Below are 20,120 nucleotides of genomic sequence, written 5' to 3'. Positions count from 1 at the left end.
GCTGCGGGGCCGGGGGCGTTGGCGGATGTGGGGGGAGCCGGTCGTGACGGCGGGCCGGGCGGCGGGACGGGGTGTGTCCCGCCGCCCCGAACGGTTCTACTTCTGGATGAAGTTGATGACGTCCTGGACCGTCTTGAGGTCCTTGAGCTGGTCGTCCGGAATCTCCACGCCGAACTTGTCCTGGGCGGCGACGGCGATCTCCACCATGGACAGCGAGTCGATGTCCAGGTCGTCGACGAAGCTCTTGTCAGGGGTGACCTCGGAGGGCTCGGTCCCGACGATCTCCTCGATGATCTCGCCGAGGCCCTTCAGGATCTCCTGCTCGCTGTGCTGGGCCATGTCGTCTTTCTCCTTGCTCGGTGATTCGTGTCGGCTCAGGGACACCACGTGAGCCGCGGACTCGCGGACCCGACTGGTGTGGTGTGACCGCGGGTTCGGGCGGGTGATCAGGGAATGCGGATCACCTGGGCGGCGTAGACCAGCCCCGCTCCGAAGCCCAGGGTGAGTACGGTGCTCCCCGACGGCAGCTCCCCGCGTCCGATCATCCGCGAGAGCGCGAGAGGGATGGACGCGGAGGAGGTGTTGCCAGCGGTGACGATATCGCGGGCCACGAGTGCCTGGGGCGCGCCCAGCTTCTTGGCGATGGCCTCCACGATGCGCAGGTTGGCCTGGTGGGGGACGAAGGCGGTCAGCTCCGAGGGTTCCACGCCCGCCCGCTCCATGGCCTCCAGGGCGACCTTGTACAGCTCGGTGGTGGTCCAGCGGAAGACCGACTGGCCCTCCTGCCACAGGTACTTGCCCTCGCGCAGGTGGATCTTGTCGGCCCGTTCACCGGAGGAGCCCCACACCACGGGGCCGACGCCCTGCTCCTCGGAGGCGGAGACGATCGCGGCCCCGGCGCCGTCGGCGAAGATCACACAGGTGCCGCGGTCGTCCCAGTCCACCCAGTCGCTGAGCTTCTCCGAGCCGATCACCAGCACGTTGCGGGAGCTGCCGCCGCGGACCATGTCCGAGGCCACGCCCAGGGCGTAGCAGAAGCCCGCGCAGGCGGCGTTGAGGTCGAAGGCGCCCGGTGCGGTGATGCCCAGCCTGGCGGCGACGGTGGCGGCCGTGTTGGGGATCTGGTCCTGCACGGTGCAGGTGGCCACGATCACCAGGTCGACGTCGTCGGGGGACAGGCCGCCGGCGGCCAGGGCCTTGCCGCCCGCCGCCACGGCCATGCTGGTCACGGTGTCCTCGGGGCCCGCGATGCGCCGCTCCCGGATGCCCACGCGGCTCTGGATCCACTCGTCGCTGGTGTCGACGCGCTCTTCGAGGTCGGCGTTGGTCATGACCCGGGAGGGCTGGTACTCGCCGAAGGCGGTGATCATCGCGCCTCCGGGAGCTCTCGGGGAGCTGAACATGGTTAGCCTTCCTGGTCGGTGGCCGCGGGGTTCCCGGCGTGCTCCTTGACGAGGGCGCCGGCGCGGTCGAGATCGTCGGGGGTCTTGACCGCGAGGAGTTCGACCCCGCGCAGCGCGCGCTTGGCCAGGCCGGTGAGCGTCCCCGCCGGGGTGAGCTCGATCATCGCGGTCACACCCAGGTCGGCCAGGGTCTGCGTGCACGCGTCCCAGCGGACCGGGGAGGAGACCTGGCTGATGAGGCGCTCCAGGTACTCGGCTCCGCTCTCGACCACGGCGCCGTCGGCGTTGGAGAGCAGGCGCACCGTGGGGTCGGAGGGGGACAGGGGGGCCGCGGCCGCCCGCACCCGCTCCACGGCCGGGGCCATGTGCTCGGTGTGGAAGGCGCCCGCGACCGGCAGGGAGCGCAGTCGCGCCCGCTCGGGCGGGTTCTCGGCGAAGGCCGCGAGCTGCGCGGTGGTACCGGCGGCCACGATCTGGCCGGAGCCGTTGTCGTTGGCCGCGGTCAGCCCGGCGGCGGCGATCGCCGCGAGCACCTGCTCGCGGTCGCCGCCGAGCACGGCGGTCATCCCGGTCTCCGTCCGCGCCGCGGCGTCGGCCATGCCCCGGCCGCGTTCGGCGATCAACCCCAGGGCGTCCTTGGGGGACAGGACCCCGGCGATCGCGGCCGCCGTGAACTCACCGACGCTGTGACCGGCGACGGCGTCCAGCAGGGCGCCCTCGGCGGGCAGCGCGGGGGAGGGGGCGGACAGGGGGCCGAGCACGGCGGAGGCCGCGATGAGGCCGGCCCCGACCAGCAGGGGTTGGGCGACCGCTGTGTCGCGGATCTCGTCCGCGTCCGCGGTGGTGCCGTAGCGCGCCAGGTCCAGCCCGGCCACCTCGGACCACGCCTCGACCTGCGCGGGGACACCGGGCAGTTCGAGCCACGGGGAGAGGAAGCCGGGAACCTGGGCGCCTTGGCCGGGAGCAACGATTACAAGCACGACATCAACCTTGCCCTGTAGAAGATCACCGGTCAGAGGGGGAGGAGCACGAACTTACTCGACACCGTTTGTTGGGACTCCACAAAACGGTGCCGAACGTGCGTCCACGGGCCCGGAACCGGTGGGAGAGGTCACCCTTCGACGGTACGCTGCGCGCGCGCCCGCTCACGCCAACGGTCCCCGTCCGCCGCGGACGCGGGGCGGCCCGCCGGGCGGGTGCCGCGGGATGCGAACCTGGAGAGGTGAACACCGAATCCCACCAGACCCCGGACGACCAGGGCACCGCGGCAGCCCCGGAGGGCGCGGACATGTCCGTTCCCACGGAGCAGGAACGCGTCCGAGCCGAGACCGTGCGCCGCCTGGAGCGCTCCATGGGCGCGCTCGGCACGGCCGCCGTGGCGCGCATGGAACAGCGCCTCGGCTGGTTCCGCCGGATGTCGGCCGAGGACCGCTCGTGGATCGGCCTGGTCGCCCAGTCCGGGGTGGCCGCCTTCGTCGACTGGTTCCGCAACCCGGTGCGCGGCCGTCCGGCCATCACCGTCGAGGTCTTCGGCACCGCGCCGCGCGAGCTCACGCGCTCGGTCTCCCTCCAGCAGACCGTCGACATGATCCGCGTGGTCATCGACGTGGTCGAGGGCCAGGTGGAGGAGCTGGCCGCCCCCGGCGGCGCCCAGCAGCTGCGCGAGGCCGTGCTGCGCTACACGCGCGAGGTGGCCTTCAGCTCCGCGAAGGTCTACGCGCGCGCCGCCGAGGCGCGGGGCGCGTGGGACGCGCGCCTGGAGGCCCTGATCGTCGACGCCCTGCTGCACGGCGACCAGGAGGACGGCCTCCAGACCTGGGGGTCGGCGCTGAGCTGGTCGCACACCCCGGTCGTCGCGGTGGTCGGGGAGGTCGGAGAAGACGACGGCGGCAAGGTCCTGGACGACCTGCGCTCGGCCGCGCGCCGCCTCGGTCACGACGTGCTGGCCGGGATGCAGGGTCGCCGCGTGGTCGTGGTGATCGGGGTGGGGGACCGCTACCCGGCGGAGGACCTGCCTGCGGCCGCGGCCGAACCGCTGGCCGGGCTCTTCGGTTCGGGCCCGGTGGTGGTGGGGCCGGCCGTTCCGGACCTGCGGGCCGCGGGGGCCTCGCTGCGCGCCGCGGTCAACGGGCTGCGGGCCGCCGTGGCCTGGCCGGACGCGCCGCGCCCGGTGCTCGCCGACGACCTGCTGCCCGAGCGCGCGCTCCAGGGCGAGGCCGAGGCCCGCAGGCAGCTGGTCGAGGAGGTGTACGTGCCCCTGCTGGGCGCGGGGTCGCCCCTGCTGGACACGCTGTCGGTGTACCTGGAGCACGCATCGTCGCTGGAGGCCACCGCGCGGATGCTGTTCGTGCACCCCAACACGGTCCGCTACCGGCTCAGCCGCATCGCCGAGCTCACCGGGCGCACGCCCTCCGACGGGCGCGGCTCCTTCGTCCTGCGCGTGGCGGTCGCCCTCGGGCGGCTCGCGCGGACCCACGACGCCTGACCCCCGCGGGCGGGGACGGCCGGTTCCGGTCACGGTACGGCGGCGGGAACCCGCCGTGTGCCCCGATCGTTGCCTGCGTTGTCCGTCCCCTTATGGAAGTTTCACCAGAGCCGGGTATGTCGGTAACTGGTTGTGTACGCCCGGGGACCACATGAAAAGGGATAGCTTTGTGGTGGGCGGGTTGCCGACGGGACCGTTGAGGCTGCGTCATCCTCGGGCGGAGGTCCCCGCACCGCCCCGTCACGACGTTCTTGGGGGGTCAACGCTGTGGTCGAGCGACCGAGGATAGGGTCCCGGCTCTTCCGTCCGATGATCGATTACGTTCTCGCGCCCACTCAGGAGGGTGAGCTGCGCAGACGGGCGCTGTTCTGGATCCCCGCGCCGCTGCCCGTGCTGGGCGTGGTCTACCTGCTGGTCGGCGGCGAACTGGCCGCCTCGGGGTGGACGATACTGCTGGCCGCCAGCGTGGGCGTGGGAACGATGCTGCTCGCGCTGGTCGTGCAGCCCACACCCCTTCCCGAGGGGCTGGTACCGCAGGTCTCCGCGCGCCGCTCGCTGCACCGCTTCCGCCAGTTCACCGGGCTGCGCATCACGCTGGCCCTGGTCCCGGTGGTGATCGGCGCGGCCGCGTCGGTGATCGGCGGGGGCATGTACCCGCTGTTCGCCGCGCTGGCGCTGGCCTGGCCGCAGCTGCTGCTGGCCCTGCCCACCTTCTTCACCATCACCAAGGCGCGCCGGGCCATGGAGGCGTGGGGCACCACCGCCTACCTGTGGCACGCGCTGTCGCGCCCGGCGAAGGTGACCTGGCCGGTCATCACCCCCGCGGTGCGCAACTGGCGCTCCTGGCAGGCCGAGAACGCCCGGCAGGACCGGCGCAAGTCGGAGGAGGAGCGGGCCTGGAAGGAAGCCGTGCGCGAGGAGAACGAGCAGGTGCGCGACACCGCCGCCGATCCGGCCGCCACGGAGCGCACCCGGCCCATCCGGCCGGTGGACCAGGAGGCCACCGACGTGCTCCCGCACCTGGAGCCCGGGCGCCCGGAGGCGTCCCCGGGCGCAGACGAGGAGAAGCCGACCGAGGTCCTGCCGCACCTGGGCGCCCCGTCGGGGGACGGGGAGTCCGGCGGGGAGGTCCGGCCGACCCGGGCGATGCCCCACCTGGACGGGGACGCCAGGGCCGAGGACGACGGGGAGGACGACGCCAGGGCGGAGGCCGCCCCCGCCCGCACGCCCCGCGGCACGGTGAACCGGGCCCGCCACATCCTGGAGCAGGGCAGCGGTGCCCTCGGGCTCTCGGTGCGCAAGCCGAGGCGCGGTGCCCAGCCCAGTCGGCGCCCGACGCCCAACAAGCCCTGACCCGTCCGGGGGCGCCGCCGGTCAGCCCTGACCCGCGGCGCCCCCGGCGGCGTTGCGCGCCCGCCCCGGACGGGAGGCCGGACACGGGGCCAGGGGATCAGAGGTCCGCGGACATGCGCACGTCGGGCAGCGCGTCGCCCCCGCCCCGGGCGCAGTGGTACCAGGAGGCCCGAGCCCCGCGCCCGTCGAAGTCGACCTCGCCCAGGGTGTTGCCGAAGTAGGGGGCCGACCCCAGGTCCCAGCTCAGATCGGGTTCGGGGACCCGCGCCAGCCGCGTCAGCAGCCACCCGATCGCACGCAGCGGGCGGCTCACCGACAGCCGGACCATGCGGCGCATGCTCGTCGGGGCCTGGTTGCACAGCGGGGAGGAGACCAGCTGGGTCACCCGGCTCGTGCCGCCCCCGCGGTGACGGGCGCGCGCCAGGTAGGAGAAGTGCACGTCCCCGCCCAGGAACAACACGGTGGCGGGTTCCGGGCCCCGCTCGCCCCGCGCCAGCTCCCCCACGGCGTCGGACAGGCGGCGGAAGGAGTACTGGAAGGCGGCCCAGTGCTCCAGGTCGATGTCCTGGCGCAGCCGTTCGGCGGGCCCGCTCAGCCACCGCCCCCAGGCGCCCGCGCACACCGCCTCGTTCCAGGCCTCCAACCGGTGCACGGCCGGGGGCAGCAGCACCGGGACGGTCGAGGCGACCACGACGTGGTCCGGTCCGCCGGCCAGGTGCCCGTCCAGCCAGTCGTGGCCCTGGGGTCCCAGGATCGACCTGGACCCGTCGGAGGGGTCGCCCTCGCCCAGGGCGCGGGAGCAGCGGGTGTCGACCATTACCAGCCGGACCCCGCCGAAGTCGTGGCGGTGCCCCCACTGGTAGCTCGACGGCTCGCTGTGGGCCTGCCAGGCGAAGGCGTCGACCAGGTCCCCGGCGTCGCCGTCGGCGTCGCGCACCCGCTTCCACAGCCGGTCCCCGTCCCTCTCCTGTTCGGAGAGGTTGCCCAGGTGCTGGTACACCCAGTAGGAGCCCAGGCCGCTGGTGATGCGCCTGCGCCACCAGGGCCGCCGGTCCATGGCGCGCCGCCAGGCGGCCGAGGTGTTCCAGTCGTCGCGGACGTCGTGGTCGTCGAAGACCATCAGGGTCGGCACGGTGGACAGCAGCCACCGCACCTGCGGGTCGCTCCAGGCCTGCCGGTACAGCTCGGCGTACTCGTCGTAGTAGACGACCTCGTCGTCGGGGTCGTCGTCGGCGCTCCCGCGTGCGCGCCGATCGCGCAGGAACGCGAGCATCGACTCCTGCACCTCGTCGGCGTAGACCTGGTCGCCGATGAGCAGCAGCGCCAGGTTGCCCCCGACCGGTTCGCGGGCCAGCCGCCGGGCCGTGGCGCGCAGCATGTCGGGGCCGTAGCGGACCACGCCCTCGGGGGAGTCGTGGGTGGGCGTGTGACAGGACCCGTACAGCAGCCGCGTGGGCGCCTCCGGGTCCACGGTGCGCACGGTGCTGGGCGGGAAGGGGCTGTCCGGCTCCGGCCAGACCCGGTCCTCGTCCAGGAACACCTCGTAGGGCAGGCGCGCGCCCCGGGCCAGCCCCCCGACCGTGCAGACGGCGTAGTGGTGGCCGTGCACGGTGAAGGTCCGCGCGGTCGCCTCGACGGCGCCGTCGACCACGACACGCACGGCACAGGGGGCGTCCGTCTCCACCCACACCGTGGCGCTGGTCTCCCCCGGGTGCCTGAGCAGGGGCCCCAGAAGTAAAGAAGCAGTCACCGTTTCGCCTCCCTTCGACCAGGTTCGCACATGTGGGGGACGAGTATGGACCCTCGCGGGGCCGAGCGCCATCCACAGCCGGGACCGGGATGGTTGCACGAGCGCCGCGCCTGCGCGAAGGTGGCGCTATGAGGACACAGATCCTGGAGCTGCACACCGGTGGATCGGAGAGCGTCACCGACATCACCCGCCAGTGCGGCGACTTCGTGGCCGAGACCGGAGGGGACGGACTGCTCAACGTCTTCGTCCCGCACGCCACGGCGGGTGTGGCGATCATCGAACTCGGGGCGGGGTCCGACGACGACCTCCTCGCCTCACTGGCCGACCTGCTGCCCGCCGACGACCGGTGGCGGCACAGGCACGGCTCGCGGGGTCACGGCAGGTCGCACGTGATGCCCGCCTTCGTCGCACCCCAGACCACCGTCCCGGTCGTCGGCGGAAGACTCGAACTGGGCACGTGGCAGTCCATCGCCGTGGTGGACCTCAACGTGGACAACCCCGACCGGAGGGTGCGCCTGTCCTACCTCTCGTCCTGACGGCGAAGGTTTGGCAGCGCGTTGACGGAACATGCCGCTAGCGTGTGAACTAGGCCATCAGCGATGGTCAGCGGACCCACGTGACGGGCGCGCAAACAGCCCGGCATCGTTGTGACAACTGCTTCGTGCAGGCAAGATTGAGAAAAACCATCTGTGGAGGAGAACTTTCGTGAGCGCGACCGCGGGCCAGGCACAGAGCGAACGCGGCTTGGCTGACCGACTCGGATTCAAGCCGGGTCAGGTGGTGCAGGAATTCGGCTTCGACGACGACGTCGACGAGAACCTGCGCGCATCCATCACCGAACTCACCGGTGAGGAGCTGGTCGACGAGGACTACGACGGCGACGTCGACGCGGCACTGCTGTGGTGGCGGTCCGACGAGGAGGAGGACCTCACCGACGCGCTGATGGACACGGTGACCACCATCGCCGACGGCGGGACCATCCTGGTGCTCACGCCCAAGGCGGGGCGTGACCTGCACGTGTCCCCCAACGAGGTCGCCGAGGCCGCGTCGACGTCGGGCCTCTCCCAGACCAGCGCAGTCAGCATCGGCGCCGACTGGTCGGGTACGCGCCTGGTCGTTCCCAAGCGGTGACGGACATCACCCGCGAAGGGTGAGGCATCCGGTGCCGCGCGTCCCGGAGGCGGGCGCGCGGCGCTGAGGAGTGCCCGCCGACGAAAGGGAACCATGACCGCCCCCGTGGGCGCCCCCGCGCCCGACTTCACCCTCCAGGACCAGTACGGCCAGGACACCTCACCGGTGCGGGGCCGCCCCGTCCTGCTGGTCTTCTACCCGCTGGCCTTCTCGGGCGTGTGCTCGGGAGAGCTCGCCGAGCTGAGCGCGCGCCACCCCGAGTTCGCCGGGCTCGGCGCCGAGGTCCTGGCGGTGTCGGTGGACTCCGTCTTCGCCCTGCGCACCTGGTCCGACCGGGAGGGCTTCCCGTTCCCCCTGCTGTCGGACTTCTGGCCGCACGGCGGCGTGGCCCGGGCCTACGGGGTGTTCGACCCCAAGCGGGGCACCGCGCGGCGGGGGACCTTCCTGATCGACGCCGGGGGCGTCGTGCGCTGGTCCACCCTCACGGGGTTCTCCGAGCCCCGCGACGTGGACGAGTACCTGCGGCGGCTGCGCGAGCTGGCCTGAGAACCCAGGCGCGGCGATTCCGGCGAAGCGGTATGATCTCGTCCGACGCACGGGCGCGTAGCTCAGTTGGTTAGAGCAATTGCCTTACAAGCAATAGGTCAGGGGTTCGAGTCCCTTCGCGCCCACCCTGGACGACCCTGCTCGGCGGCCTTCGGCCGCCTCGCCGGGTCGTCCTTCGTGTTTCCCGGGGGGAGACCCCCCGAACCCCCCGGGGCACCCCCCTGTGGTCGGGGGCGCGTCGATCGGTGAGGTGGGCGGGGCACTCTCTCACAACGCGAGGCTGCGCCTCGTGGGTTGTAGTTGGGTTGCCCAGGGTCCACGGACTCGGGACGACCCTGTTCGGTGGCCTTCGGCCGCCTCGCCGGGTCGTCCTTCGTGTTTCCCGGGGGGAGACCCCCCGAACCCCCCGAGGTACCCCCCTCTGGTCGGGGTCGCGCTGATCGGTGAGGTGGGCGGGGCACTCTCTCACAACGCGAGGTTGCGCCTCGTGGGTTGTGGTTGGGTTGCCCAGGGTCCACCCTGGACGACCCTGCTCGGTGGCCTTCGGCCGCCTCGCCGGGGCGTCCTTCGTGTTTCCCGGGGGGAGCCCCCCCGACCCCCCCCGGGGGCACCCCCCTGCGGCCGGGGCCGCGTGCTCGTGCCGACGGTGATCGGCGCGGAGGGTCGCGGCGCCGGCTCACTCGGAGCGGGAGGCGTCCTGGGCCGGGGTGTAGGAGGCGATCTCGTTCAACAGGGCGAGGTGGCGCTCGAACGCCCGCTTGCCGTCCGGGGTGAGGCTGAGCCAGGTCCCGGCCCGCTGCCCCACCTGCGCCTTCGCCACCTTCATGTACCCGGCCTTCTCCAGGGCCGTCGCGTGCTGCGAGAGCGAGGAGTCGCTGACCTCCACGGTGTCGCGCACGTAGGAGAACTCCGCTCCCTCCAGCGGGACCAGGACGGCGACGATGGAGAACCGTACCGCCGACTGGAGCACCGGATCCAGGTCGCGGCGCGGGTGGTTCATCGCCCGGTCCTCCCCACGAGCAGGGCGGCCGCGGCGAAGGGCATCGACATCGCGGCCGCGGCGGGGGCCCACGCCAGCGGCGAGTCCTGGTACCGCCACCGCACCAGCGGGCCGACGACCACGAGGTAGGAACCGAACCACACCGCGTTCGCCAGCGCCGTCGCCCGGGCCGCGCCCGCCGGGAACGCCCTGCGCCGCTGGGCCCACACGGAGACCAGCATGACGGTCACGAACCATCCGCCGGCGGCCAGACCCTGACCGAAGCCGTCGGGAGAGGCCGCGTCGGTGAGGATGAGCAGCCCCGCCGAGGCCACACCCAGGAACAGCAGGTACCCGCCGTACCAGCGTCCGGCGGCGGTCGCGTGTTCGCGCAGACGCGCCGCCTCGGTGGTGGTCCGCTGGGCCGACTCGCGATCGTGTCCGTCCATGGCCCCCCATCGGTATCGAAGTCCGTGAAGCACTTCATGGCTCATGAAGTGCTTGCGCAGGCGTGTAGGTGAGACGGTCCGGACCGCGAGGGGGCGGGGGAGTCGTCGGGGCGGCCCGGGGACGGTCGGGGAAGGCCTTCCAGCCCTGCGGTGCGGTCGGTGGGGTGCACCAACCGGTTGCATGCTTTGAGGGACTCGATCCCAATTTTTTCGCCGCTGCCAGTAAGTCCGCAGTTCACGAGCTTGTAATGCTGTAGCAACACTTGTCCCTCCTGCAAGCGTTTGCATTAACCCCCTTGACATGGAAAGCGCTTTCTCTAATGTGAGTTGGGACACCCCAGTACTCATCCCTACTGGAAAGGCAAGCGGTGAGAAGATCAACCACGCGTCGGCTCCTGTCGACGCTGGCCGCCTCGGCGGTGGTGGCGGCCGGTCTGGCCCTGCCGATGTCCTCGGCGGCCGCGCAGACCGGCAGCGCCACGGGTTACGCGACCCAGAACGGCGGGACCACCGGCGGCGCGGGCGGACAGACGGTGCGGGCCACGACAGGGACCCAGATCCACGAGGCCCTGTGCAGCCGGTCCAGCGCCAGCACCCCGATCATCATCGAGGTCCAGGGGACCATCAACCACGGCAACACCTCCAAGGTGTCGGGCGACAGCTGTGACACCGCAGACGACGTGATCGAGCTCAAGAACATCAGCAACGTCACGATCGTCGGCACCGGCAGCGGAGCCGTGTTCGACCAGCTGGGCATCCACATCCGCGAGTCCAGCAACATCATCATCCAGAACGTGACCGTCCGGAACGTCAAGAAGTCCGGCTCGCCCACGTCCAACGGCGGCGACGCCATCGGCATGGAGAGCGGAGTCCGCAACGTCTGGGTCGACCACGTCACCCTGGAGGCGTCGGGCGGGGAGTCGGAGGGCTACGACGGCCTCTTCGACATGAAGAACAACACCCAGTACGTCACCCTCTCCTACAGCATCCTGCGCAACTCCGGCCGCGGCGGCCTGGTCGGGTCCAGTGAGAGCGACCGCTCGAACGGTTACGTCACGTACCACCACAACCGGTTCGAGAACCTGGACTCGCGCGCACCCCTGCTGCGCGGTGGCGTAGGCCACATGTACAACAACCACTACACGGAGATCCACGAGTCCGGCATCAACTCCCGTGCCGGCGCCAGGGCGAAGGTGGAGAACAACTACTTCGAGGACTCCAAGGACGTCCTGGGCACCTTCTACACCGACGAGAGGGGCACCTGGGAGGTCGGCGGCAACGTCTTCGACAACGTGACCTGGTCCAGCCAGGGCGACGAGAACTACCCCGCCGGGCCCAACCCCGAGTCCACCACGTCGGTGAGCATCCCCTACTCCTACGAACTCGACGACGCCGGATGCGTGCCGGGGATGCTGGGCCAGATCGCGGGCGCGAACAAGGGCAACCAGGTCTCGGACGGCAACTGCGAGGCGGAGAACCCGCCGGACCCCGACCCGACCGACCCGCCGGACCCCGACCCGACCGACCCGCCGGACCCCGACCCGACCGACCCGCCGGAGGGGACCAACCTCAGCGCCGGGGCCGGAGCCGACGGCTCCGGCAAGGCCAGCGGCACCAGCTACGGCAACGTCGTCGACGGCGACATGGGCACCTACTGGTCGCCGAGCGGTTCGACCGGTCGCATCTCGGTCAAGTGGGACTCCGACACCACGGTGTCCACGATCAACATCCGCGAGGCCGCCGGAGCCGAGGGCAACATCGGCTCCTGGCGGGTCGTCGACCACGACACCGGTGACGTCCTGGCCACCGGAAGCGGAGCGGGTGTCATCAACGTCGGCCCGACGACGCTGCGCAAGATCAACTTCGAGATCACCAGCTCGAACGGCACGCCGCGCGTCGCCGAGTTCGAGACCTACGCCGGCTAGCCGCCGACCCGTAACCGGTCCGGCCGAGAGCACCTGAGCCGACCGGACACAGGCCGGTCCGCCCGATTCGTTCGGACGGACCGGCCGTTTCCGGTGTCGACGCCGCAAACGGGCCGCTGGTGCCGCCTCGGTCGCGGACCGCTCCGTTTCGGAACGGCCTCGGTGCGCTGTCCGGACGCGGGCTCCTCGGCGCGGCCCCCTCGCCCGGACGCGTCCGAGGGGCACCGTAGCCTCCTGGGGAGAGGCCGCCCCGCCTCTTCCCAGAGACGACTCCGCCAGGAAGAGCCCTCGTGAAGTTCCACCGGCCCGGACGCCCCGACGACCTTCCCCCTCCCCATGTGCTGTGGGCCCGCGGCGCGGCCCTGGCCGCTCTGGGCGTCTCCCGGCGTAGTGGCCTCCTGTCGTTCGAGGGCCAGTCCCTGCTCTACGACGACGGGGGCGGGAACACCTGGCGCCTGGCGTGGGTCGAGGGGGACCGGGCCGTCCTGGTCGGCTATGACCACGAGTTCAGCGAGACCCTCGACTACGTGTCGCGCCCCTTCGACCTTCTCCAGGACGCCCCCGTGTGGCTGCCCTGGACCTGGATCGCAGAGCTGGAGGCCGCCGAGTGCGTCGCGTTCGTCTACTGGTGGGACGGTGCGTGGGCGCGCACGCCCTACCCCGACGACCTGGAGGATGACGGGCTGGAAGCGGTCCTGTCCAAGACGTCCTCCCTCGACGGCACGGTGGAGCAGATGCTGGACTGCCTCCTGCCCGGCCGACGTCCGCATGGGGAGCTCCGGGCCGCGGCGAGGGAGACGGCCCGGCGCGTGGTGCTCGACGCGGAGTCCGGCAGCCTCGACAAGACCCGGGTGGAGGCGCTCCTCGACCTCACCGGGACCACGGAACCCGACGCGGGGGCCGTACTGGCGACCGCCCGGGACGGCGGACTGCTGCCCGGGACGGAGCGCCCCACGATGCGGGCGGGGCGGAGCAGGCCCGAGAGGTCCCGACCGGCAAGCCTTGGCGAACCCGAGTGGGGACTGCTGGTCGGCGACGCGATGCGTCGAGGGCGGGAGGCGGAGCGCCCGACCCCCGCGCCGAGCGGTGCCCTGGACGACGTCGCGGACTGGATCCGGGCCAACGCCCTCGACGCGGGAACGAGCACCACGCTCACCTACGGCGTTACCGGGGGGTGGAGGATCACCAAGGAGTCGGGAGAGACGGTCTTCGGGGGCGTGGAGGCGGGGTCCTTGCTACGCGCCCTTCGTGAGGCCGAGGCCCACCCCGAACACGGTCGGTGGTTCTTTCTCAGGATGGTCGTCACGGCCGGGGCGGTCGAGGTCGAACGCGCCTACGACCACTGGCCGCACTGGCATGCTCCGCGCGATCCGATGGACGGACGTGTCTGGGCCCGGTCGGTCATGGAGGAGTTGGACGGGCGTGAACCGCGCTGGCGTCCGGACTGGTCCCGTCTGGCCTCGGAGGAGACCCGCATGTGCGGGCTCGTGCCCGCCGTGGAACCGGGCGGGGCACCGAGCGTCACCCTGACCCCGATGTCCCGGGAAGAGCAGCAGGACCTCCTGGTCGAAGCCGGCCAGGAGATCCTGAGGGCCGCGGGTGAGGACTGGCACGAGATCCGTCTGTCCTGCTGGTCCCTGGTCTCGTACACGAGCCTGGACCTGCGGGAGGTCGACGGGTCCGGCGCGCAGACACCACTGCGCACCCCTTCCCGGCTGCGCCACATCCTGTCCGGGTTGCGGGAGGGCATGTACGTTTCGGGCAAGGGCACGTGGTTCGGCCTTGAGTACGTCATTGAGCGGCCCGGTCGGTTCCGGGTCCGTTACGACTACGACACCGAGCCCGCCTTCGGCCTCGCTCCGGGAGATCTCAGCTACGCCCTGGACGCCCTCCACTTCCCCCGCGAGGTGGAGGACACCCCCGCCTGGCTGCGTCGCAGGCTCGGTTGGACGCCACCGGTGTGAACCGTAACCGGGCGCGTCGTGCCGCGGTGCCCGGCGGGCCGTCTCCGGCCGTGCGCCGCGGTCGCCTCCCCGGGGTGGTCCCGCCTGGTGTAACCGAAGCCCTCCGGGGGCGTGTGGACGGCGTTGGGCCCCAGCACGTTGGGCGTGTGCGGCAGGTAGCGACGATATGGGAGCCGCCGTTGCGGTCCGGGCACCGCACGTGGCCGATGACCTGCTCCCGGAGAGCATCCGGCCCGTGTTGTCCGTGAGGCGGCGAGGTAACTCGTACTCGGCGCGCGACAGGTGGACCTGCTCCCCGAGCGGTCGGGCCGCCGAACGGAGGCGGGAAACCGGCTGACGCGGAGCCCGCGCGTGTGCGACCGTGTCCGACGGGCCGGACTCCACGCGGCGCGGGCGCACCCGCCCGTCCGGCCGCCCGGAGGGGAGCGCGCATGCGCGTGTACTACGACACCGAGTTCGTCGAGCGGGGGCCGGAGCACCCGCTGGTCCTGGTCAGTATCGGCATGGTGGCCGAGGACGGCCGCGAGCTGTACGCGGTCAGCTCCGAGTTCGACGAGGACCTCGTTCGCTCGCACCCGTGGCTGTCCGAGCACGTCTGGCCGCAGCTGCCGCTGCGCGGCGGACCGGAGGGCTCCGTCCTGGACACCGGCCACCCGCACGTGCGCACCCGCGGGGAGATCGCGCGCATGGTGCACGAGTTCCTCCGCGCCACCCCCGAACCGCAGCTGTGGGCGTGGCACGGCTCCTACGACCACGTGCTGCTGTGCCAGCTGTGGGGAACGCCCAGGGAGATGCCGCGCGAGGTGCCCTTCCTCACCCACGACCTCAAACAGGAGGCGGTCCGGCTCGGGGACCCGAGGCTTCCGCCCCAGAAGTCGGGACTGCACCACGCCCTCGCCGACGCCCGCCACCTGATGCGGCGCGCGCGGTGGCTGGAGGAGCGCTTCTGACCTGCGGCGCCCTGCCGGGGGTCCTTCTCCGGAACCCGGCCAGCCGTGGCGGCCCGGTCCCCGGCGGCGGCCCGGTCGCGGAGGCGGCCCCAGCCCGCGTTCGGATGCCCGGGGCATCGGGATTTCCCCGGTACCCGGGTGCCCGGGGCATCCCGCCGTAGGATGGGTGGACGCCGAAGCGAGGGGAACACGATGGTCCGGCTCACCAGGGCGCAACGCCAGGCCCGCAACCGGGCGCGCGTGCTGTCCGCGGCCGGGGAGGAGTTCGCCGAGTACGGCTTCCGCGACGCCAAGGTCGACCGTATCGCCGAACGGGTCGACCTCACCCGGGGCGCGGTCTACTCCAACTTCCCCGGCAAACGCGCCCTGTACCTGTCGGTGCTGGCCGACGCCGCCGAGCGCTCCGCCCAGGCCGCCCGTCCCGAACCCGGGCACACCGCCCGCACGGCGCTGGGCGCGCTCGCCCGCGCCTGGGCCTCCCGGCTCCCCACCACCGGCGAGTCCCCGCTGACCGGGACGGCGCTTCCACCCGAGGTCCTCTCCGACGAACCGGTCCGGGCCGCCTTCGCCCAGCTCATGCGGTTGAACGCGCTCCTGCTCGGCCTGTCCCTGGAGGCGCTGGAACCCCCGTCCGACCCCGGCCGGCGCCGGGTGCGGGTGGCCGGGACCGTGCTCACCACCCTGTACGGGACCGGCCAACTGGCCGGGGTCGCTCCCGGCTTCGCGGACCCCTTCACGGTGGTGCGCGCCTGCGAGAGCCTGGCCGACCTGGACCTGGAGGACTCCTGGCCACCGCCCCACCTGGCGCACGTGCGCCAGGCCCTGCCCGCCGACGAGGAGTGGTCGCCGCCGGAGGCCTTCGACGCGGTCCGCAGGCGCGCCGTGTCCCTGGCCGAGGACGGGGTCGTGGCGGTCCTGGGCACGCACCGCCTCGAAGCCGCGGAGGAGGCGCTGCGCTCCGCGCCCGCGGGGTCCTCGGTGACCGCCGTGGTGGTCACCGAGGACCCGGACGAGCTGACCCCGCTCGCGCGGCTGGCCGTGGCCGACCTGTGCGGCTGTCTGCGCCAGGCCTTCCCCGAGCGGGCCTGGCCGCGCCTGCGTGTGGTGTTCGACGCCTCCGGTGAGATCGCCGCCGCGGCGGGCGTGCCCGTGGTCGGCGACGCCACCGAGACCGCCGTCCGCGTCGCCGACGGCCGGATCACCGCCCGTTCCGACGCCCGCGGAGCGGGTCACGCCGTCGCCGCGGGCCTCGGCGCGAAGGCGGGCTGCCGGTAGACGGCCGGGTCAGGAGGCCCCGTCACCGGTCGGGCTCCTCCTCCGGTGCCGGGGGCCGACCGCCCAGGGCGCGCAGCACCCGCGCACCCTCCGGGTCCGCACCCTCCGCGCGGGCGCGCGCCGCCTCGGCCGAGCCGAACCCCGCCACCGCCCAGGCCGCGACCTCCCCGCGGGGCACGCCCGCGTCCCACCACTCGCACATGAGCGCCAACGCGTCGCGGCCGTCCCCGGCCAGCGCCGCGCCCTCCCGGGGGGAGAACCCGATCGCCCGGTACACCCGGGCCTGCGCGGGGTCCACCCCCGCGCGGGCCCACGGCACGGCGTCGGTCCCGTCCCAGCCCGTGTCCAGGTAGGCGCGCGCGGTCGCCGCGGGCACCCCCGCCGACAGCAGGGCGTCCATGGTCTGGGCCTGTCCCTCGCTCAGGTCCAGGCCGGGGGCGCGCCGCACCGGCAACAGGGCACCCAACAGCCGCCGGGGCCGGGGACGCTCGCCCGCCAGGTGCCGTTCGGCCGCATCGGCGGGGGAGTAGCCCAACTCGTGCCAGCGCACGGCGTCCTTCGGGGTCATCCCCGCGCGGAGCATGGGGCGGACCGTGTAGGGGGTCATCCCGGCCGAGCGCCACTCCAGGGCGGGGCCGGGCCGGTACACGCCGCTGCCGCGCCAGCGCTCGGCGGTGTCCAGCACGAACCCGGCGTCGATCCATCGCCGGGCGTCCGCCACGGTGAAACCGCGTGCGGTCCACAGGTGCAGGTCCTCGGGTCCGGGCTCGTGGTCGTCGAACGCGACGTTCATGGTCTCCTCCGTTCGTCAGGGCCCCCGCCGGGGCCCGGGTTCGTGGGCGGCGCCGTGCCGTGGACACCGGCAACCGTTCCTTCGTGTCGCGGGTCGGCGGGCAGGGGCACCACGTGGGCCCACTCCGGCGGTGGCGGCGGCCCGGCCGGGCCGCCGACCAACCCGACCGCGACCGGCACCGGCGGGCGCTCGCCCGGCCAGGGGGTGTGTCCGTCGGTGAGCACCAGCAGCAGGTCAGGACGGGGACGCGTCGCCACCGCCGCCGCGATCCCCTCACGCAGATCGGTGCCCCCGCCCCCGACCAGCCGGATCTCCCGTGCCCGGCGCACCGTCTGCACGGGGTGGGCGCGCAGGTCGCAGCAGACCACCCGCATCCGTTGGCCGGGGCCGCAGACCCGGGCGAGCACGGCGGCTGCCTCGGTCAGGAACACCTCCAGCACCGGATCCGGGACACTGCCGGAGGTGTCCACCACCACGGCCACCTCCGGAGCCGGGGCGACCATCGACGGCAGTACCGCCGTCCCGCCGGGCAGCCGCGGTCCGGGGCGGCGCGAGGGGCGCCGGTAGGAGAAGTCCGTCCGGCCCGCCGCCCGGTGCGCGCCCCGCCGCACGACCGAGCCCAGCCGGGCCCGCCAGTCCACCGACGGACGCAGCCGCTCCCGCGCCCACCGCAGCCACCCGCCCGGAACCCCGGTCCGCGCGGCGGCCCGGGCCGTGATCTCCCTGGCCAGCGTCAGCTCCAGCAGGTCCCGTTCCAGGGGGTCCAGGCCGCTGGAGCCCCCCGCCGACGCCAGCCGCCCCAGCGTCCCGTGGACGGCGCCGCCGCAGTCCACCGGGTCGGCGACGCCCCGCCCGCCCCGGGAGTGGGCCTCCTCCAGCACCTCGATCAGCGACACGTACTCCTCGGCCAACCGCCCCTCCGGCAGGCCCAGCGCGCGCGGAGAGAGCACCCCGTCCGGGACGGGTAGCCCGTCGGCCTCCAGGTCGTCGTTGACCTCGGCGTCCGCGGCCCGGTTCCACAGGCGCGCTTCCCGCTCGGAGCCCCCGTCCCCGCCGGCCGCCTGACCGGGGCCCGGACCCGGCGCGGACCCCGGTGCGGATCCAGCGGCGGCCGGGGACCGGTCCGCGTGGCGGCGGACCAGGTGTCCGATCCCGTGCAGCAGCCACCAGCCCAGCTCCTCCACCGGGGCCGTGGCCACCGTGCCGGGGTCCAGGTGGACGTTCCACCGGGTGTCGGCGGGCAGCGCCCGAAGGTCCGGGTCGGCCACCGGCTCACCGGTCTCCTCGTCCAGGCGCGGCTCCAGGACGACCGGGGTGAGCGCGAACAGCGCGTGCGCCAGGTACGGGGCGCGGGCGGCCGCCCACAGCCGTGCCGACGCGAACCGGTCCAGGGTCGGGTCCCGCGGGTCGCGCGCGCTCACGGCAGCATCCCCGCCGAACGCAGGACCGGGGCCAGGTCGAGCAGCGCCCGGGGTGTGGCCGCGCCCTCCGGCCGCCCGGCCGCCAGGGTGCGCGCCGCGGTCGCCGCCACGTCCGGGACGGTCCGCGCCACCCGGGCCACGACCTCCCAGGACCGCTCCCAGGCCTCGGCACCCCCGTCGGCGACCACGTGCGCGGCCAGCGCGCCGAGCAGGGCGTACAGCCGGTCCGCGCGGTCGGGCAGCGCGGTGGCGGGATCGGCGAGCAGTTCCTCGGGGGAGGGCAGGTCCAGGGTGCGCAGCCACGAGAGCGCCTCGAAACCCGCGGCCTCGCCCACCGCCCCGACCACCAGGGCGGCCACGGCCTGTTCCGTGCCGGGGTTGGCCCGGCCCGCCGCGAGGGCCACCGCCGCCATCTCCCAGCTGCGCGGACTCGGCCAGCCGCGACCGGAGCGCTCGGGGGAGCCGGGGACCGAGAGCACGAGTTCGGGGCGCACCCGCAGGAACGCGCCCACGGTCGCCCGGGCGGCGGCCACGCGCGCGGGGCCCGGCGGCTCGGGTCGGTGCGGCCCGGAGGCGAAGCCGCGGACGAAGCCATCGGCCACGTCGGCGGCGCTGACCTCCCAGTCCAGGTGGACGAGCCGGTTGGCCAGGGGTGCGGACAGCTCCCAGCCGTCGGCGGCCAGCCCGGGCGGATTGGCCGCGGCGACCACGCGCACCCCCTCGGGCAGGGTGAGGTCTCCCACGGCGCGTTCGAGCACCACGCGCAGCATGGCCGCCTGGACCGCAGGGGGCGCGGTGGTCAGCTCGTCGAGGAAGAGCAGGCCCGAGCCCAGCGCGGACAGGCGCTCGGCCCAGCGCGGGGGAGCGAACCAGGTGCCGTCGTCGCGGACGACGGGCAGCCCGGAGAAGTCACTGGGTTCGCGGATGGAGCCCACCACCACCTCCACGGGAAGCTCCAGCGCGCGGCCCAGCGCCGTCACCGCGGAGGTCTTGCCGGTCCCCGGCGCGCCCCACAACAGGACGGGCAGGTCGGCGCGGACGGCGAGCGCGAGTGCCGTGCGGACGGCGGAACGGGACGTCATCTGGTCCTCCGGAGGGTGCGCGGGCAGGGCGGAGCGGCGCGTGGTGCGCGCGTCCCGCCGGTGAGGGAGGGTCGTGCCCCCATGAGTCAACGTAGGTTGACTCGGAGGAAAAGTCAATCGAAGTTGACTGGCGGGCGGTGTGGCGGGAGAAGGGCCGCGGCACGCCTTCGGGTGCGGATGCGACGCGGTCCTGCTTTGCGGCCCGTCCCGGCAGGAGCTACCGTGAGAATCCGGATGTTGAGATCATCTGGCCTCGGGGGGCGACCCCGCCGAACCACCCGGGCGCTGCCCGTGTGAGGAGAACGTTTCTAGTGACACGCACCGGTGCCAGTGGGCCCCTGCTCAAGTGCTCGTTCTGCGGCAAGGACCAGAGCCAGGTCCGCCGCCTCATCGCCGGGCCCGGTCACATCTGTATCTGTGACGAGTGCGTCGGCCTGTGCAACGAGATCATGGAAGAGGAGGAGGGCGTCCTCCCCTCGGAGGCCGACTGGGATTCCCTGCCCAAGCCTCGGGAGATCTACGAGTTCCTGGACTCGTACGTGATCGGTCAGGAGCAGGCCAAGAAGGCGTTGTCGGTGGCGGTGTACAACCACTACAAGCGGGTGCGTTCGGAG

Annotated in this window: 19 protein-coding genes and 1 tRNA gene; 11 read left to right on the top strand and 9 right to left on the bottom strand. The window is 73.2% G+C overall.

The genetic code is table 11. From position 1 onward, the window contains the following. Positions 1-96: 96 nt before the first annotated feature. The 3 genes from HGB44_RS02315 to HGB44_RS02305 all read right to left on the bottom strand — a co-directional run bounded on the left by HGB44_RS02315 (position 97) and on the right by HGB44_RS02305 (position 2,383). Positions 97-339: an acyl carrier protein gene (locus tag HGB44_RS02315; RefSeq protein ID WP_017567578.1), complete on the bottom strand. Its 243-nt coding sequence runs from the start codon at positions 337-339 to the stop codon at positions 97-99. A 107-nt stretch (positions 340-446) separates the two neighbouring features. Beyond that, on the bottom strand, positions 447-1,403 hold the full coding sequence (locus HGB44_RS02310) for a beta-ketoacyl-ACP synthase III (RefSeq protein ID WP_061080045.1): 957 nt from the start codon (positions 1,401-1,403) through the stop codon (positions 447-449). Positions 1,404-1,405: 2 nt separating this feature from the next. Continuing rightward, positions 1,406-2,383 carry an ACP S-malonyltransferase gene (locus HGB44_RS02305; RefSeq protein ID WP_061080046.1) on the bottom strand — a complete coding sequence of 326 codons (978 nt, stop codon included), beginning with the start codon at positions 2,381-2,383 and terminating at the stop codon, positions 1,406-1,408. 242 nt (positions 2,384-2,625) lie between these two features. On the opposite strand from HGB44_RS02305, the gene HGB44_RS02300 reads away from it, so the two are divergent. Together HGB44_RS02300 and HGB44_RS02295 are read left to right on the top strand one after the other, a co-directional pair. Beyond that, a complete protein-coding gene (locus tag HGB44_RS02300; protein ID WP_061080047.1) occupies positions 2,626-3,888 on the top strand; it encodes a PucR family transcriptional regulator in 1,263 nt (420 codons plus the stop codon). Positions 3,889-4,197: 309 nt separating this feature from the next. Continuing rightward, the gene (locus tag HGB44_RS02295; RefSeq protein WP_061080048.1) at positions 4,198-5,241 is read left to right on the top strand and encodes a hypothetical protein; all 1,044 of its coding nucleotides are present in this window, start codon (positions 4,198-4,200) and stop codon (positions 5,239-5,241) included. Positions 5,242-5,338: 97 nt separating this feature from the next. On the opposite strand, the gene HGB44_RS02290 is transcribed toward HGB44_RS02295, so the two are convergent. Continuing rightward, positions 5,339-6,991, bottom strand: coding sequence for an alkaline phosphatase D family protein (locus HGB44_RS02290; protein ID WP_061080049.1), 1,653 nt, complete (start codon positions 6,989-6,991; stop codon positions 5,339-5,341). 128 nt (positions 6,992-7,119) lie between these two features. Here HGB44_RS02290 and HGB44_RS02285 point away from each other — a divergent pair, with 128 nt between their 5' ends. The 4 genes from HGB44_RS02285 (at position 7,120) to HGB44_RS02270 (ending at position 8,793) form a co-directional block, all read left to right on the top strand. Then, entirely contained in the window at positions 7,120-7,527 is a 408-nt protein-coding gene (locus tag HGB44_RS02285) for a secondary thiamine-phosphate synthase enzyme YjbQ (RefSeq protein WP_061080050.1), read from the top strand. A gap of 169 nt (positions 7,528-7,696) precedes the next feature. Further along, positions 7,697-8,122, top strand: a complete 426-nt coding sequence (locus tag HGB44_RS02280) for a DUF3052 domain-containing protein (RefSeq protein WP_061080051.1) — start codon at positions 7,697-7,699, stop codon at positions 8,120-8,122. A 93-nt stretch (positions 8,123-8,215) separates the two neighbouring features. Further along, positions 8,216-8,668 carry a peroxiredoxin gene (locus tag HGB44_RS02275; RefSeq protein ID WP_061080052.1) on the top strand — a complete coding sequence of 151 codons (453 nt, stop codon included), beginning with the start codon at positions 8,216-8,218 and terminating at the stop codon, positions 8,666-8,668. A gap of 51 nt (positions 8,669-8,719) precedes the next feature. Continuing rightward, positions 8,720-8,793, top strand: a tRNA-Val gene (locus HGB44_RS02270). A gap of 551 nt (positions 8,794-9,344) precedes the next feature. Here the strand turns inward: HGB44_RS02270 and HGB44_RS02265 are convergent. Both HGB44_RS02265 and HGB44_RS02260 read right to left on the bottom strand, forming a co-directional pair. Continuing rightward, entirely contained in the window at positions 9,345-9,668 is a 324-nt protein-coding gene (locus tag HGB44_RS02265; RefSeq protein WP_061080053.1) for a winged helix-turn-helix domain-containing protein, read from the bottom strand. Next, positions 9,665-10,096, bottom strand: a complete 432-nt coding sequence (locus HGB44_RS02260) for a hypothetical protein (protein ID WP_061080054.1) — start codon at positions 10,094-10,096, stop codon at positions 9,665-9,667. Before HGB44_RS02260 ends, HGB44_RS02265 begins: the two co-directional genes overlap by 4 nt. A gap of 368 nt (positions 10,097-10,464) precedes the next feature. Here HGB44_RS02260 and HGB44_RS02255 point away from each other — a divergent pair, with 368 nt between their 5' ends. The 4 genes from HGB44_RS02255 to HGB44_RS02240 all read left to right on the top strand — a co-directional run bounded on the left by HGB44_RS02255 (position 10,465) and on the right by HGB44_RS02240 (position 16,210). Next, positions 10,465-12,021, top strand: a complete 1,557-nt coding sequence (locus HGB44_RS02255; protein WP_061083676.1) for a polysaccharide lyase family 1 protein — start codon at positions 10,465-10,467, stop codon at positions 12,019-12,021. 290 nt (positions 12,022-12,311) lie between these two features. Then, a complete protein-coding gene (locus tag HGB44_RS02250) occupies positions 12,312-13,985 on the top strand; it encodes a hypothetical protein (RefSeq protein ID WP_061083677.1) in 1,674 nt (557 codons plus the stop codon). A gap of 431 nt (positions 13,986-14,416) precedes the next feature. After that, complete coding sequence (locus HGB44_RS02245) at positions 14,417-14,935, top strand: 3'-5' exoribonuclease (RefSeq protein WP_061083678.1); 519 nt, start codon at positions 14,417-14,419, stop codon at positions 14,933-14,935. Positions 14,936-15,127: 192 nt separating this feature from the next. Further along, complete coding sequence (locus HGB44_RS02240; protein ID WP_061083679.1) at positions 15,128-16,210, top strand: TetR/AcrR family transcriptional regulator; 1,083 nt, start codon at positions 15,128-15,130, stop codon at positions 16,208-16,210. Between the two features lie 22 nt (positions 16,211-16,232). Here the strand turns inward: HGB44_RS02240 and HGB44_RS02235 are convergent, their stop codons facing one another. The 3 genes from HGB44_RS02235 to HGB44_RS02225 are packed head-to-tail and all read right to left on the bottom strand — an operon-like array spanning position 16,233 to position 19,506. Continuing rightward, complete coding sequence (locus HGB44_RS02235) at positions 16,233-17,003, bottom strand: hypothetical protein (RefSeq protein ID WP_061083680.1); 771 nt, start codon at positions 17,001-17,003, stop codon at positions 16,233-16,235. Beyond that, positions 17,000-18,424 (bottom strand): vWA domain-containing protein, encoded by a 1,425-nt coding sequence (locus HGB44_RS02230; protein ID WP_061083681.1) that lies wholly within the window; start codon positions 18,422-18,424, stop codon positions 17,000-17,002. Before HGB44_RS02230 ends, HGB44_RS02235 begins: the two co-directional genes overlap by 4 nt. Beyond that, positions 18,421-19,506: an AAA family ATPase gene (locus HGB44_RS02225; RefSeq protein WP_061083682.1), complete on the bottom strand. Its 1,086-nt coding sequence runs from the start codon at positions 19,504-19,506 to the stop codon at positions 18,421-18,423. Before HGB44_RS02225 ends, HGB44_RS02230 begins: the two co-directional genes overlap by 4 nt. Positions 19,507-19,817: 311 nt before the next feature. Between HGB44_RS02225 and HGB44_RS02220 the strand changes: the two genes are divergently transcribed. Continuing rightward, on the top strand, positions 19,818-20,120 hold a 303-nt coding region (locus HGB44_RS02220), incomplete at its 3' end, for a ClpX C4-type zinc finger protein (RefSeq protein ID WP_325096928.1).

The sequence above is a fragment of the Nocardiopsis alborubida genome, assembly GCF_012396365.1.
Classification (GTDB): domain Bacteria; phylum Actinomycetota; class Actinomycetes; order Streptosporangiales; family Streptosporangiaceae; genus Nocardiopsis; species Nocardiopsis alborubida.
Note: the sequence above shows the minus strand (reverse complement) of the source record. Positions and strands in the feature narration are given on the sequence as shown.